Here is a 14,322-nt window from a genome sequence, read left to right on the forward strand (position 1 = left end):
CGATTGGCGTCGTGGGGCATTCTAAACAATGCGCCGATTCATCGTTGCGCGCAGTTCGGCTCAAAACGCACAAGGTAGTAGAGGATGTAGCCGGAGTACCGCAGCGTTCCAGCTTCGATTTCCTGGCTGAAGCACTTCTTGAGGGCATCTTCGTCGGCAAAACCATAGTCAGGTAGCTTCGCTTCCGCGAAGCCGGCCAGACGCCAGAAATCGAACCCGTCGATTTCACCCTTGGCGCCAAAGTCGAAGTCCACGGTTCCATCAGGCAGGTGCACGGCGCAGCCGTAGCCATGCTTGAAGTAGTGCACACCGTCTTTGAGTGTTCCCCGGTGGGGAATGTCGAGAAATGCCCATTCGCGATTACTGGCGGGGCGAGCGATGGCCGATTGTTCGAGTAGCGCCACTGCCTGGCGTACGGCGCGCTGGTAGTCGGCGACGAGTTTGGCGAGACCTGCGTTCATGGCTTCAACGATTGGCTGCGGAGCGGCCATTCTAGAACGCAATCCTGGTCGATTGGCCCTGGGGACGGATTGATCCGTCCCCAGGGCTCAAGCAGGCTCAGATCGCCCACCCCGCTTTCAGCCCCTCGTAGATCGCTTCCTCCGCCGTGCGTGGCGCCAGGCAGTCGCCGATGCGGCGAACCTCGGTGAGGTCGGCGATTGCGTCGGCCAGTTCGTCCACCGGCTGGTGGCCCTGGCAGAGCACCAGGGTGTCGATGTTTTCCACCAGCATCGGCTCGCCGCTGGCGGTGTGTTGCAGGTACACGGTGCTGTCGTCGACGCCGTACAGGCGCGCATAAGGGGTGATGGTGATGCCCAGGCGGTGCAGCTCGCCGGCCATGTGGTCGCGCACGTAGAGCGGCAGGCTTTCGCCGGCGTGGGTGCCGTTCACCGCCAGGTGGACCTGGTGGCCGTCGCGCACCAGGCGCTCGGCGATGCCGGGAGCGATCCAGTCGGCGCGCCAGTCGGTGACCAGCACCGAGCGGCCCAGCTTCACTTCGCCACGCAGTACCTGCCAGGCGTCCACCACCTGCAGTTCGCCGGCTTCCTCGTAGGGCGGGCGATAGGGTGTGGCGCCGGTGGCGACGATGACCACGTCGGGGCGTTCCTGTTCGACCAATGCACGGTCGACGCGGGTGTTGCGGCGCACTTCGACGCCGGCCAGCTGCATCTCGCGTTGCAGGTTGGTGGAGGCGCCGCCGAACTCCGCACGGCGTGGCAGCAACTGGGCGAGATTGACCTGCCCGCCGAGCTGGCCGGTGGCTTCGCAGAGGGTGACCTGATGGCCGCGCTGTGCCGCGACGGCGGCGGCCTTCATGCCGGCCGGCCCGCCGCCGACCACCAGCACGCGCTTGCGCTGGGCGGCCATCTTGCGTTCGGCGTAGATCAGCTCGCGGCCGGTTTCCGGGTGCTGGATGCAGGAGATCGGGTAGCCGCGGTGGAAGTGGCCGATGCACGCCTGGTTGCAGGCGATGCAGGCGCGCACGTCCTCGACGTGGCCGCTTTCGGTCTTGCCCGGCATCTGCGGGTCGCAGATCAGCGCGCGGGTCATGCCGCAGACGTCGGCCTGGCCGCGGGCGAGGATCAGCTCGGCTTCCTGCGGCTGGTTGATGCGCCCGGTGACGAACAGCGGGATCTCCAGGTTGCGCTTGAAGGTGCCGGCTTCGTTCGCCAGGTAAGCCGCTTCGACGGCCATCGGCGGAACGATATGGATGGCACCGCCCAGCGAGGCGGAGGTGCCAGCGACTATGTGCACGTAGTCCAGCGAGTCCTGCAGGCCCTTCACGCCCTGCAGCGATTCGTCTTCGGTGAGGCCTTCCGGGTCGCGCTCGTCGGCGGAGATGCGCAGGCCGATGATGAACTCCGGGTCGGTGGCGGCGCGCACGGCGGCGATCACTTCGCGGGTGAAGCGCAGGCGTGCGTCGAGGTCGCCGTTGTAGCCGTCGCTGCGGCGGTTCACCCGTGGGTTGAGGAACTGCGCCGGCAGGTAGCCGTGGCTGGCGACCACTTCCACGCCGTCGATGCCGGCGGCATGCAGGCGGCGAGCGGCGTCGGCGTAGCCCTGGACGATCTCGTCGATCATCGCCTGGCTCAGCTCGCGGGGCATCACCCGGAAGCGTTCGTTGGGCGAGGCGGACGGCGCGTAGGCCACGGCCAGCAGGCCGTCGCTGGATTCCATGATCTCGCGGCCAGGGTGGAACACCTGCGACAGCACCACGGTGCCCTCGGCGTGGCAGGCATCGGCGATGCGCCGGTAGCCGGGGATGCACTCGTCATCGGTGGCCATCAGCACGTGGGAGGTGTAGCGGGCGCTGTCGTGCACGCCGGCGACCTGCAGCACGATCAGGCCGACGCCGCCCTTGGCGCGGGCGGTGTGGTAGGCCACCAACTGGTCATTGACCAGGTTGTCGGTGGGCATCGAGGTGTCGTGCCCGGTGGACATGATGCGGTTCTTCAGCTCCTTGCCGCGGATGCGCAGCGGGCTGAACAGGTGGGGAAACTGGCTCATCGGGCAACTCCGGATTCTTGTTGTGGTGCAGCTTGGGGGGCAGCGTTGAAACGCCGGCCGCGTCGGGCGGCCGGTGAGCGGGCTCAGGCGTTGCGCGCCTGCCAGTCAACCGGATAGAGCGCGTAGAACACGCAGGCTTTCTCGCCTTCGTAGGCCAGCGGCGTGCGTTCGGGGACCCAGATCACGTCGCCCGGTTTGGCGTCGATCACCTGGTCGGCCAGGCGCAGGCGGAAATTGCCTTCCAGCACCACGATCAGCTCGTCGTAGAGCACCGTCCACTCGATGGACACGCCGTCGAAACGCGCCAGGCCCGCGCCCATGGTTTCGCTGTCCGCCGGGCCGATCAGCCGGCAGATGGCGGCGCGTTCGATGTCTTGCCCACCGTAGGGTTGGAATTGCAGGGCGGACTGCTGGAAGTGACGGACCTGGGACACGGCGGCTTCTCCTCGAACGGACAATGTTGTCTAGGCAAGTGTTATTTAAGTTGTATCTATGGAAATTTACCGCCAGTAAAAAATCAACTTGTTTTTTTAGAAGTGACTGGGTAGTTTCAATCTCGCCCCGGACGCCTCCGGGGTCACCGCGACGTGCTCCACAACAACTACAAGAGGAGAGGCGCATGAACCGTCCCGTACGGTCCCCCCTCGCATGGCGGGCCCACCCGCTGGCAATCGATTTCTCACTGCCCTGCCTTTCCTGCAACGTTGTTTCGGCGCGCCCGTCCAGCGTGTGCGCGGCCATCCCGGCTGCGCCCATTGCCACCTACGACTGGGGGTATGCTCGATGACTTTCCACCGCAACACCTGCCACAAGCGCTCCTTCCTCAAGACCGCCGTCTCGCCGCTGCTGCTTGCACTCGGGCTCTGCTGCGGCGCCGCCCAGGCCGCCGAGAACATGGTGGTAGTGGGCTACGGCGGCGCCGGGCAGAAGGCCCAGGACGCAGCCTTCTTCCAGCCCTTCAGCAAGCAGTCCGGGGTCGGCGTGACCCAGACCGAGTACAACGGCGAGATGGCGCGCATCAAGGTGATGGCCGACACCGGCCATGCCGACTGGGATGTGGTGCAGATCGAAGGGCCGGACCTGGCCCGGGGCTGCGACGAAGGCCTGTTCGTGCCGCTGGACTGGCAGCAGATCGGCGGCAAGGACCAGCTGATTTCCAATGCCGCGAAGGACTGTGGTTCCGCTGCGCTGGTCTGGGGCGTGGCCATCGCCTACGACGCCGACAAGCTCAAGCCGGCGCCGCAGTCCTGGGCGGATTTCTGGGACGTTAAGAAATTCCCCGGCAAGCGTGGCCTGCGCAAGCGCGCTATCTACAACCTGGAGTTCGCCCTGATGGCCGACGGCGTGAAGCCCGCGGACGTCTACAAGGAACTGGGCACCAAGGCCGGCGTCGACCGTGCCTTCGCCAAGCTCGACCAGATCAAGCCCTACGTGCAGTGGTGGGAGGCTGGCGCGCAACCGCCGCAGTGGCTGGCCGCCGGTGATGTGGTGATGACCACCACCTACACAGGGCGTATCGCCGATGCCTTCAAGGCCGGGCGCAACCTGCAACTGGTCTGGCCGGGCAGCCTGTACGGCATGGACTACTGGGCGATCATCAAGGGCTCCACGCACGTCGATGCGGCCAAGCGCTTCATCGCCTTCGCCAACGGCGCCGATGCGCAAGTCGACTACGTGAAGCACATTGCGTATGGTCCGACCAACACGCAGGCCGCCGAACGCCTGCCGGCCGACCTCGCTGGCTGGGTGCCGACCTCGAAGCAGAACCTGCCCGTGGGCCTGGCGATGGACGACGAGTTCTGGGTTGACCATGGCGAGGAGCTGGAAGAACGCTTCAACGCCTGGGCCGCGCAATGACCAGATCGTGACCGTGACGCCGGGGCAATCGCCCCGGCGCCTTTTGCCTTGAGGAGGAGAGCACCATGACGTCGCTGCAGGCGCCGGCCCCGAGCCGCGCCACCTGTTCGCCCGAAGAATGGACACTGCGTGAGGAGCTGGCGGCCTGCTACCGCCTGATCGCGCACTACCGCATGACCGACCTGATCTTCACCCACATCTCGGTGCGCATCCCCGGTCCCGAACACCATTTCCTGATCAACCCCTATGGCCTGATGTTCGACGAGATCACCGCCTCCAGCCTGGTGAAGATCGACCTGTCCGGCCATGCGGTGGAGCCGTCGCCGTACAAGGTCAACCCGGCCGGCTTCGTGATCCACAGCGCCATCCATGGCGCCCGCGAAGACGCGCAGTGCGTGCTGCATACCCACACCCGCGCCGGCTGCGCGGTGGCGGCACAGGCCTGCGGTTTGCTGCCGCTGAACCAGATATCCCTGGAGTTCTACGGACGCCTCGGCTACCACGACTACGAGGGCATCGCCCTGTCGATGGACGAGCAGGAGCGCCTGGTGCGCGACCTGGGCGACCACTACGGCCTGATGCTGCGCAACCACGGCCTGCTGACCGTAGGGCAGACGGTGCAGCAGGCGTTCCTGCGCATGTACTACCTGGAGAAAGCCTGCGACATCCAGCTGGCGGCCCAGGCGGGCGGTGAGCTGGTGATCCCGCCGGAGGAGGTGTGCCGTCACACCGAGCAGCAATTCAACGCCCCGGCGCGGCCGCTGGCGGAAGGGGAGTTGAGCGACCCGGATGGCTACGATCTGGCGTGGTCGGCATTGCTGCGCATGCTGGACCGGGTGTCGCCGGGGTATCGCGACTGACCGGCGCCGTCGTTTCAGTCCGCTTCTGCGATCAATGCCAGGGCGATTGTCCGGCAAGAAAAAGCCCCGCGATGCGGGGCTTTTTCATGGGGGCGGATCAGTACTTCGCGCCGGCCTTGAGCTGCGCCTCGGCAGCCTTGGCCAGGTCCGGCGGCAGGAAGTCCTTGTCCGGGTTGTAGTCCGGCTTCAGGTACGCGCCCAGTGCCTCCAGGTCGCTCGGCGCGAGGGTGCCGGCGGTCTGCTTGAGGCTCAGGTTGTCGAGGATGTAGTCGTAGCGGGTGTTGTTGTAGTCGCGCACCGAGTTGTACAGCGAACGCTGGGCGTCCAGTACGTCGACGATGTTGCGGGTACCGACCTGGTAACCGATCTCGGTGGCTTCCAGCGAGCTCTGGTTGGAGATGATCGCCTGGCGACGCGCCTTCACCTGCTCCACGTCGGTGTTCACCGCGCGGTGCTGGTTGCGGGCGTCCTGAACGACCTGGCGGCGCTGGCTTTCGCGCAGCTGTTCGCTCTGGTTCAGGCGCTGGTAGGCCTCGCGGACCTGGGAGCTGGTCAGGCCGCCGCTGTAGATCGGCACGTTGAGCTGCAGGCCGATGCTGCTCTGGTCGACATACTTGCCGTAGTGCGGCTCACCCGGCAAACCGGAGTTGGAGAAGCCCAGGGCATCGTTGTCGCCCTTCTGGTACTGGGCCACGGCGTCCACGGTCGGCAGGTGGCCGGCCTTGCGCTGGCGCAGGGTCTCTTCGGCGGCGTCGACCGCGTAGTTGCTGGCCTGCAGGCGCAGGTTCTGCTGGACCGAGGTGTCCACCCAGGCCTTGGCGTCGTTGGGGATCGGTGCGACGACCGGCAGCGAGTGGAGGATGCCCTCGATGGAGCTGTACTCGCGGTTGGTCAGGGTCACCAGGGCCTGGAACGCGTCATCCACCTGCTGCTCGGCCACCAGGCGGTTGGCCCGCGCGGTGTCGTAGCTGGCTTGGGATTCGAGCACGTCGGTCTTGTCGGAGAGGCCGACGTCGAAGCGTTCGTTGGACTGGTCGAGCTGGCGCTTGAACGCCGCTTCCTCGGCCTTGCTGGCGGCCAGGTTGTCCTGGGCGCGGAGTACGCCGAAGTAGGTCTGGGCGGTCTGCAGGATCAGTTGCTGCTGGGTCGCGGAGAATTCCAGCTGGGCCTGTTCGGTGGTGTTTTCCGCGGCCTTGAGCTGGAACCAGCGGTCCGCGCGGAACAGCGGCTGGCTCAGGCTCGCCTGGACCAGCTGGGTGTTGCGGTTCAGCTTAGCGCTGGGGGTGTCCAGCGAAGTGCGGGTGCTGCCCGTGCTGGCGCCGGCATTGATCTGTGGCAGCAGGCCGGAGCGTGCCTGGGGCACGGCTTCCTTGCGCGCCAGGTAGTCGGCCTGGGCGGCGGCGAGATCGGCGTTGTTGTCGACGGCATCCTTGTAGACGTTGATCAGGTCCGTCTTGGTGGGCAGCGAGGGAGCGGCCGGAGCGGGCTGTGCAGCCCAGGCAAAGCCTGTCGTTGCGGCTACAGCGACAGCCAGAGAGAGTCTGCGCAGCATTCGTTCATCCTGGAAAGTGATGCGAGGTGGGGCAAGGCTACGGTCGCCGCCGGTGGCGGTCAAGGCACGTTCGTACGAGCCTTCCGAGGCAGGAGTGTAGCCGCGTGTAGGCAATCGCGCGTTTTCGGCCGGGCGGCGTTGGCTTATCCGTGCGCACTTGATTAGACTGCGGGCGTTCTTGTCGGGGTGCCCCATTGCGAGGGGCTGAGATCGGATAGTTCCGGATCCCGTTGAACCTGATCGGGTTAGCACCCGCGTAGGGAACAAGAAGTACGCATCCCGCGGCGCATTCCGCCCCGGCCCCAGCCCTCTTCGGGATGCGTCCCTTCGCTGCAGCTAGCAGCTCCTCTCGTCCCAGGTTCTCCCCCGGCAATCAACCCCAGGAGAGCCAGGATGAGCACCCAGAAAAACAACGTCACCCGCCTTGAACAGCTGGACCGCCAGTCGACCCAGCCCTTTCCGAATTCGAAGAAGGTCTACCTGACCGGCTCGCGCCCGGACATCCGCGTCCCGGTGCGGGAAATCTCCCTCGCCGACACTCCGACCGCCTTCGGTGGCGAGAAGAACGCCCCGGTGATGGTCTACGACACCTCCGGTCCCTACACCGACCCGGACGTACGCATCGACCTGCGCAAGGGCCTGCCGGATGTGCGCTCGCGCTGGATCGACGAGCGCGGCGACACTGAAATCCTTCCCGGCCTGACCTCCGAGTTCGGCCAGTCGCGCCTGGCCGATGCCAGCCTCGACGCCCTGCGCTTCGCCCACGTGCGCACCCCGCGCCGCGCCAAGGCCGGCGGCAACGTCACGCAGATGCACTACGCGCGTCAGGGCATCATCACGCCGGAGATGGAATACATCGCCATCCGCGAGAACATGAAGCTGCAGGAAGCCCGCGCCGCCGGCCTGCTGGACGCCCAGCATCCGGGGCAGAGCTTCGGGGCGAGCATTCCCAAGGAAATCACCCCCGAGTTCGTCCGCGAGGAAGTGGCCCGCGGCCGCGCGATCATCCCGGCGAACATCAACCACATCGAACTGGAACCGATGATCATCGGCCGCAACTTCCTGGTGAAGATCAACGGCAACATCGGCAACAGCGCGCTGGGTTCCTCCATCGAGGAAGAAGTGGAGAAGCTCACCTGGGGTATCCGCTGGGGCGCCGACACGGTGATGGACCTGTCCACCGGCAAGCACATCCACGAGACCCGCGAGTGGATCCTGCGCAACAGCCCGGTACCCATCGGCACCGTGCCGATCTACCAGGCGCTGGAGAAGGTCAACGGCGTCGCCGAGGACCTGACCTGGGAAATCTTCCGCGACACCCTGATCGAACAGGCCGAGCAGGGCGTGGACTATTTCACCATTCACGCCGGCGTGCTGCTGCGCTACGTGCCGCTGACCGCCAAGCGCGTCACCGGCATCGTCTCCCGTGGCGGCTCGATCATGGCCAAGTGGTGCCTGGCCCATCACCAGGAGAATTTCCTCTACACCCACTTCGAGGAAATCTGCCAGATCATGAAGGCCTACGACGTCAGCTTCTCGCTGGGCGACGGCCTGCGTCCGGGCTCGGTGGCCGATGCCAACGACGCCGCGCAGTTCGGCGAGCTGGAGACCTTGGGCGAGCTGACCCGGATCGCCTGGAAGCATGACGTCCAGGTGCTGATCGAGGGCCCCGGCCACGTGCCGATGCACCTGATCAAGGAGAACATGGACAAGCAGCTGGAGTGCTGCGACGAGGCGCCGTTCTACACCCTAGGCCCGCTGACCACCGACATCGCGCCGGGCTACGACCACATCACCTCGGGCATCGGTGCGGCGATGATCGGCTGGTTCGGCTGCGCCATGCTCTGCTACGTCACGCCCAAGGAGCACCTGGGCCTGCCGAACAAGGATGACGTGAAGACCGGCATCATCACCTACAAGATCGCCGCGCACGCCGCCGACCTTGCCAAGGGCCATCCGGGCGCGCAGATCCGCGACAACGCGCTGTCCAAGGCGCGCTTCGAGTTCCGCTGGGAGGACCAGTTCAACCTCGGCCTGGACCCGGACACTGCCCGCGCCTTCCACGACGAGACCCTGCCCAAGGACTCGGCCAAGGTGGCGCACTTCTGCTCCATGTGCGGGCCGAAGTTCTGCTCCATGAAGATCACCCAGGAAGTCCGCGACTACGCCAAGGAAAACGGCCTCACCGATGAGCAGAAAGCCATCGAGGCCGGCTTCCAGGAACAGGCCGCGCGCTTCAAGGACGAAGGTTCGGTGATCTACAAACAGGTGTGACACCCGCGCCCGGCTCTTCGCGGAGCCGGGCGTTTTCGCTCCATCCCAAGAACAAGACCCACTCCAACCACTGAGCCCTGCACGCATCGTGACCACTACCGCCATCGACTATTCACCGACCTCCGCCGTGGGCAGCGCCCAGCGCGTGCTCGGCCTGCGCGACCTGTTCTCCCTCTGGTTCTCCCTGGGCATCGGCCTGATGGTGCTGCAGACCGGCGCCCTGCTGGCGCCGGGCCTGGGCCTGGCCGGCGCACTCGGTGCAATCCTGCTCGGCACCCTGGTCGGCGTGCTGCTGCTGGCCAGCGCCGGGGTGATCGGCACCGACACCGGCCTGTCCGCCATGGCGTCGCTCAAGCTCAGCCTGGGCAGCCACGGCGCCGCGCTGCCAGCGCTGCTGAACCTGATGCAGCTGATCGGCTGGGGCGCCTTCGAGATCATCGTCATGCGCGACGCCGCCAGCCTGCTGGCGACCCGTGCCTTCGGCGAAGGCAGCCTGTGGACCAATCCGGCCCTCTGGACGCTGGTGTTCGGTGCGCTGGCGACCCTGCTGGCGGTTGCCGGCCCGCTCGCCTTCGTACGCAAGGTGCTGCGCCGCTGGGGCATCTGGCTGCTGCTCGCGGCGTGCGTCTGGCTGACCTTCGACCTGTTCCAGCGCGCCGACCTGGCCGCACTCTGGGCCAAGGCCGGCGACGGCTCGCTGTCCTTCGCCGTGGGTTTCGACATCGCCATCGCCATGCCGCTGTCGTGGCTACCGCTGATCGCCGACTACTCGCGCTTCGGCAAGCGCGCCGGGCAGACCTTCACCGGCGCTGCGCTGGGCTTCTTCATCGGCTGCTTCTGGCTGATGGGACTGGGCGTGGCCTACACCCTGGCATTCGCCCAGGGCAGCGACGCCAATGCGCTGCTGCTGGCGCTGGCCGGCGCCGGCATGGGCATCCCGCTGCTGCTGATCCTGCTGGACGAGTCGGAGAAGGCCTTCGCCGACATCCACTCGGCGGCGGTTTCCAGCGGCATCCTGCTGCCGCTCAAGGTCGAGCTGCTGGCCCTGGCCATCGGCGTGATCTGCACCCTGATCGCCTGGTTCGCACCGCTTGCGCAATACCAGAACTTCCTGCTGCTGATCGGCTCGGTGTTCGCCCCGCTGTTCGGCGTAGTGCTGATCGACCACTTCGTCCTGCGCCGCCGCGCGCCGGCCGCGATCCCCCATGGCCTGCGCTGGGGTTCGCTGGTCGCCTGGGGCGGTGGCGTGGTGGTGTATCACCTGCTGGCGAACTACCAGCCGGACCTGGGCGCGACCCTGCCGGCGCTGGTCGTGGCCGGTGTGCTGCAGCTGCTGCTGGGGCGCGTTGGTGCCAGGGTGCCGGCTTCGGCGTGATGCTGTTCGCGGGCATGGCCCGCTCCTACAAAAGCCGAGCCATTGCTCCGCGGCCAACTGTAGGAGCGGGCCATGCCCGCGACCTGGAACGCTCCTGAGCAGCCGGTGAATCGCGGGCGAATCCGCGATGGCTCTCAGGCTACTCTGATCGAGAGTTACTGCGCCCCGCGCCCCGGGAAGTAGTAGGTCTTCACGATGCCATTCAGGCGCGGATACGGAATCTTCAGCTCCGGGTGCCCGACCGAATGCGGGGCGATGCGGTCGATGTCGTACTTGAGCGTCATCGCGCCGAAGGTCAGGGCGAAGTGCTCGGTCGGCTGGAACGGCCAGTCCTTCGAGAAGTTCGGGTCCTGCTCGTCCAGCTTGTTCTGCAGGATCCACGCCTGGTGCGCCATGCGCGCCACCTTCCAGAAGTTGTCCTCCTGGCCGGGCAGAAGAATGTCCTGCAGGGTGAGCACCTTGTGGATGCGTCGATCATAATTGATGAACGCGCGGCCGGGCTGGCCGTACTCGCCGCCGGTGAAGCGATAGCTGGACAGCTCGATGATCACCAGACCGTCATGCTGTTCGCGGATCTTCGCTTGAAGGTAGGAACTCCAGCCGGGCTGGGCCGAATCGAGGAAGCGCTTCTCGTAGACGTCCAGGCTGGCGGGCGCCGCGCCGTCGCCTTCGCGGGCCAGTTGCAGCAGTTGCGTGTTGATCGCCTCGTTGAGCGCCGGCTCGTCGTCGAAGCTGAGGGTATCGAGGTTGAACAGCGGGCACTGCTCGCCCTGGCAACCGGGTTTGGGGTGTTCGAAGGCGGTGTGCTGCGCGGCCAGCGGTTCGTCGAGCGCGGGCTTGAACAGACCCTGGCATGCCCCCAATAACAGGCTGATGCCGCACAGGGCTGCTAGTTTCAGAAGTCGCATGGGATTCCTTGTCGTGGACGTTCGCCGGCAATGGAGTGGTTCGACCGCCATCGGCGCCGCCGGTTCGGCGGTTGATTATGAACCACTTTGCGAACCCCGGCTGCGTGCGGCGGTCACAGCCAATCTGGCCGTCCGGCCGCCCGCGAAAGAGGCTGCGTCGCCTTCGGCGGCGCGATAGGATGGCGCGAAGTTCAATGCACTGTCAGTAGGAACGGGAGTAGGAACGGGATGTCGGAAACGTTCAAACCAGGCCCCCAGGACATCGAGATCCAGAAGCGCGAGCAGTGCTTCAAGGGCTTCTACAAGGTCGACCGCCTGCACCTGCGGCATCGCCAGTTCGCCGGCGGTATGGGCCCGGTGCTCAAGCGCGAGTTGTTCGTGCGCCACGATGCCGTGTGTGTGCTGCCCTACGATCCGCAGCGCGATGAAGTGGTGCTGATCGAGCAGTTCCGCGTCGGCGCCATGGACGCCGGGGTCAATCCCTGGCTGATGGAACTGGTGGCAGGGCTGATCGACAAGGACGAGGAGCCCGAGGAAGTCGCCCGCCGCGAAGCGGTGGAAGAGGCTGGCCTGACCCTCGGCGCGCTCTGGCCGATTGCCCAGTACCTGCCGTCGCCCGGTGGCAGCAACGAACTGGTGCACCTGTTCGTCGGCCGCTGCGACAGCAGCAATGCCTCGGGCATCCACGGGCTGGAGGAAGAGGGCGAGGACATCCGCGTCCATGTCATGCCGTTCGAGGAAGCACTGCAGGCCGTACGTGACGGCCGCATCAACAACGCGGCGAGCATGCTCGCCCTGCAATGGCTGGCGCTCAATCGCGCCGAGGTAAGGGGGTTATGGGTGTGAATCTGTTGCGCGAGCGCTATCGTGTCGACCTGGCGGGTCTGCAGGCGACCTGCGAGGCGAACTACTTGCGCCTGATGCGCCTGTTGCCGGAAATGCGCGAGGCCCAGGTCTCGCGCCGCGTGGCGCTCAGCGAAGGCGAGCGCCTGCTCGGCGTGCTGGCGCTGGACGTGATCGAAGCCTGCCCCTACACCACCGTGCTGCAGGTGCGCCAGGAGCTGGGCCTGCCCTGGCTGCCGGCGCCCAAGCTGGAAGTGCGGGTGTACCACGATGCACGCATGGCCGAAGTGGTCGGCGCCGAGCAGGCGCGCCGCCTGCTGGCGATCTACCCCTACCCGAACCAGGCGATGCACCAGCCGGACGAGAAGAACCAGCTCAACCAGTTCCTCGGCGAATGGCTGAGCCACTGCCTGTCCTGCGGTCACGAGCTGGAACCGGTGCTGCAACGCTGAAATCACGATGATGGCCATGTGATATGGCTGTGCGTGATATCCTGCCCGCCCATCGCAGACTCGTGTCCCTAACTGTGATCTGTGACGCTTTCCCGGTTTGCTCAGGGGGGCGCCTGTCACCATACTTCGTCACGAATTCCCGCACGCCCGCCTCACAGGAGAAGGCGTTTTGCCCACCCAGCCCACTGCTTCCGATTCCGTCCTGGTCGTCCAGCTTTCCGACAGCCACCTGTTCGCGCAGGAGAATGGCCGGCTGCTGGGCATGGATACCGCCGACAGCCTGACCCAGGTGGTTCGCCTGGTGGGCGAGGAGCAACCGGTAATCGACCTGGTGCTGGCCACGGGTGATCTCTCCCAGGATGGCTCGGTCGAGTCCTACCAGCGCTTCCGCGACATCACCGCGCCGATCGACGCAGCGACCCGCTGGTTCCCCGGCAATCACGACGAAATGGAGCCGATGCGCGAAGCCGCCGCCGGCACCGACCTGCTCGACCCGGTGATCGACCTGGGCGCCTGGCGGGTGATCCTGCTGGACTCCACCATTCCCGGCGCGGTGCCGGGGCAGATGACCGTCGAGCAGATACAACTGCTGGAGTGCGCCATCCAGGCCGCGCCGGACAAGCACCTGCTGATCAGCTTCCACCACCACCCGGTGTCCATCGGCAGCCAGTGGATGGACCGCATCGGCATCTACAACCCGGAACGGTTGTTCGCCGTCATCGACCGCTATCCGAACGTGCGCTGCCTGCTCTGGGGGCATGTGCACCAGGAGATCGATCGCATGCGCGGCGACGTGCGCCTGCTGGCCTCGCCGTCGACCTGTGTGCAGTTCACTCCGGGCAGCGAGGACTTCTGCGTCGACAGCCCGGCGCCGGGCTACCGCTGGTTGCGGCTGATGGCGGATGGCGAAGTGCAGACCGGCGTTTCGCGAGTGACCGACATCGAGTTCGAAGTCGACTACAGCATCAAGGGCTATTGATCGGTCACGCTTCGAACGCCTTGCGACGCTGACCCACTTGCGGCATGCCACTTGCAGCTTGTAGCCTCCCGGCCCATGACCGCATTCCTCTATATCCACGGCTTCAACAGTTCGCCCGGCTCGCAGAAGGCGCGCCAGTTCACGGCCGCCATGGAGCGCCTGGGCCTGGCCGAGCAACTGCGCGTGCCCGCGCTGCATCACCATCCGCGCAAGGCTTTGGCGCAACTGGAAGCCGCCATCGCCGAACTGGGCCAGCCGCTGCTGATCGGCAGCTCCCTGGGCGGTTACTACGCGACGTACCTGGCCGAGCGCCATGGACTGAAGGCCGTGCTGATCAACCCGGCGGTGGCACCGCACCGGCTGTTCGACGGCCAGCTCGGCCCGCAGACCAACTATTACAGCGGCGAGACCTGGGAACTGACCCTGGACCACGTTGCCGCGCTGGCGGAACTTGAAGTCCCCGCACCCATCGACGGCTCGTGCTACCAAGTGTGGCTGCAGACCGCCGACGAAACCCTCGACTACCGCGCCGCCGAGCGCTACTACCGGGCCGGCGCGTTGCGCATCGAGTCAGGCGGCGACCACGGCTTCCAGCGCTTCGTCAGCCATCTGCCGGCGCTCCTGGCCTTTGCCGGTGTGCCGTCCAGCCAGTGGCGCGACGTGGATTTCTCCGACTTTGAAGCCATCACCTCTTCAACTGATTAAGCAGGAACC

13 protein-coding genes and 1 riboswitch are annotated in these 14,322 nt (G+C 66.1%); of the genes, 8 read left to right on the forward strand and 5 right to left on the reverse strand.

Annotated elements, in window-relative coordinates:
- Window positions 1-38: 38 nt before the first annotated feature.
- From IB273_RS24395 to IB273_RS24405, 3 genes are all read right to left on the reverse strand, one after another.
- Window positions 39-491, reverse strand: coding sequence for a DUF6896 domain-containing protein (locus IB273_RS24395; RefSeq protein ID WP_225610269.1), 453 nt, complete (start codon window positions 489-491; stop codon window positions 39-41).
- 67 nt (window positions 492-558) lie between these two features.
- On the reverse strand, window positions 559-2,508 hold the full coding sequence (locus IB273_RS24400; RefSeq protein WP_192225215.1) for an FAD-dependent oxidoreductase: 1,950 nt from the start codon (window positions 2,506-2,508) through the stop codon (window positions 559-561).
- Window positions 2,509-2,591: 83 nt separating this feature from the next.
- Entirely contained in the window at window positions 2,592-2,942 is a 351-nt protein-coding gene (locus tag IB273_RS24405) for a cupin domain-containing protein (RefSeq protein ID WP_081515498.1), read from the reverse strand.
- A 349-nt stretch (window positions 2,943-3,291) separates the two neighbouring features.
- Between IB273_RS24405 and IB273_RS24410 the strand changes: the two genes are divergently transcribed.
- Window positions 3,292-4,365, forward strand: coding sequence for an ABC transporter substrate-binding protein (locus tag IB273_RS24410; RefSeq protein ID WP_151188510.1), 1,074 nt, complete (start codon window positions 3,292-3,294; stop codon window positions 4,363-4,365).
- A 65-nt stretch (window positions 4,366-4,430) separates the two neighbouring features.
- Window positions 4,431-5,225, forward strand: a complete 795-nt coding sequence (locus IB273_RS24415) for a class II aldolase/adducin family protein (protein ID WP_081515500.1) — start codon at window positions 4,431-4,433, stop codon at window positions 5,223-5,225.
- Between the two features lie 97 nt (window positions 5,226-5,322).
- Here IB273_RS24415 and IB273_RS24420 read toward each other — a convergent pair whose 3' ends face one another.
- On the reverse strand, window positions 5,323-6,777 hold the full coding sequence (locus IB273_RS24420) for a TolC family outer membrane protein (protein ID WP_192225216.1): 1,455 nt from the start codon (window positions 6,775-6,777) through the stop codon (window positions 5,323-5,325).
- A 172-nt stretch (window positions 6,778-6,949) separates the two neighbouring features.
- Window positions 6,950-7,057: riboswitch (TPP riboswitch) on the forward strand.
- Window positions 7,058-7,170: 113 nt separating this feature from the next.
- Here IB273_RS24420 and thiC point away from each other — a divergent pair.
- Together thiC and cytX are read left to right on the forward strand one after the other, a co-directional pair.
- On the forward strand, window positions 7,171-9,051 hold the full coding sequence (thiC, locus tag IB273_RS24425) for a phosphomethylpyrimidine synthase ThiC (protein ID WP_081515502.1): 1,881 nt from the start codon (window positions 7,171-7,173) through the stop codon (window positions 9,049-9,051).
- A gap of 88 nt (window positions 9,052-9,139) precedes the next feature.
- Window positions 9,140-10,426: a putative hydroxymethylpyrimidine transporter CytX gene (gene cytX / locus IB273_RS24430; RefSeq protein WP_192225217.1), complete on the forward strand. Its 1,287-nt coding sequence runs from the start codon at window positions 9,140-9,142 to the stop codon at window positions 10,424-10,426.
- Between the two features lie 155 nt (window positions 10,427-10,581).
- Here the strand turns inward: cytX and IB273_RS24435 are convergent, their stop codons facing one another.
- Window positions 10,582-11,334 carry an RsiV family protein gene (locus IB273_RS24435; RefSeq protein ID WP_151188507.1) on the reverse strand — a complete coding sequence of 251 codons (753 nt, stop codon included), beginning with the start codon at window positions 11,332-11,334 and terminating at the stop codon, window positions 10,582-10,584.
- A gap of 228 nt (window positions 11,335-11,562) precedes the next feature.
- Between IB273_RS24435 and IB273_RS24440 the strand changes: the two genes are divergently transcribed.
- From IB273_RS24440 to IB273_RS24455, 4 genes are all read left to right on the forward strand, one after another.
- On the forward strand, window positions 11,563-12,180 hold the full coding sequence (locus IB273_RS24440) for an NUDIX domain-containing protein (RefSeq protein WP_017520423.1): 618 nt from the start codon (window positions 11,563-11,565) through the stop codon (window positions 12,178-12,180).
- A complete protein-coding gene (locus IB273_RS24445) occupies window positions 12,171-12,629 on the forward strand; it encodes a DUF1249 domain-containing protein (protein ID WP_045216166.1) in 459 nt (152 codons plus the stop codon). Before IB273_RS24440 ends, IB273_RS24445 begins: the two co-directional genes overlap by 10 nt.
- 169 nt (window positions 12,630-12,798) lie before the next feature.
- A complete protein-coding gene (gene cpdA, locus IB273_RS24450; protein ID WP_151188506.1) occupies window positions 12,799-13,608 on the forward strand; it encodes a 3',5'-cyclic-AMP phosphodiesterase in 810 nt (269 codons plus the stop codon).
- A gap of 75 nt (window positions 13,609-13,683) precedes the next feature.
- On the forward strand, window positions 13,684-14,313 hold the full coding sequence (locus IB273_RS24455) for a YqiA/YcfP family alpha/beta fold hydrolase (RefSeq protein ID WP_192225218.1): 630 nt from the start codon (window positions 13,684-13,686) through the stop codon (window positions 14,311-14,313).
- Window positions 14,314-14,322 lie beyond the last annotated feature (9 nt).

The organism is Pseudomonas sp. PDM19, assembly GCF_014852215.1.
Classification (GTDB): domain Bacteria; phylum Pseudomonadota; class Gammaproteobacteria; order Pseudomonadales; family Pseudomonadaceae; genus Pseudomonas.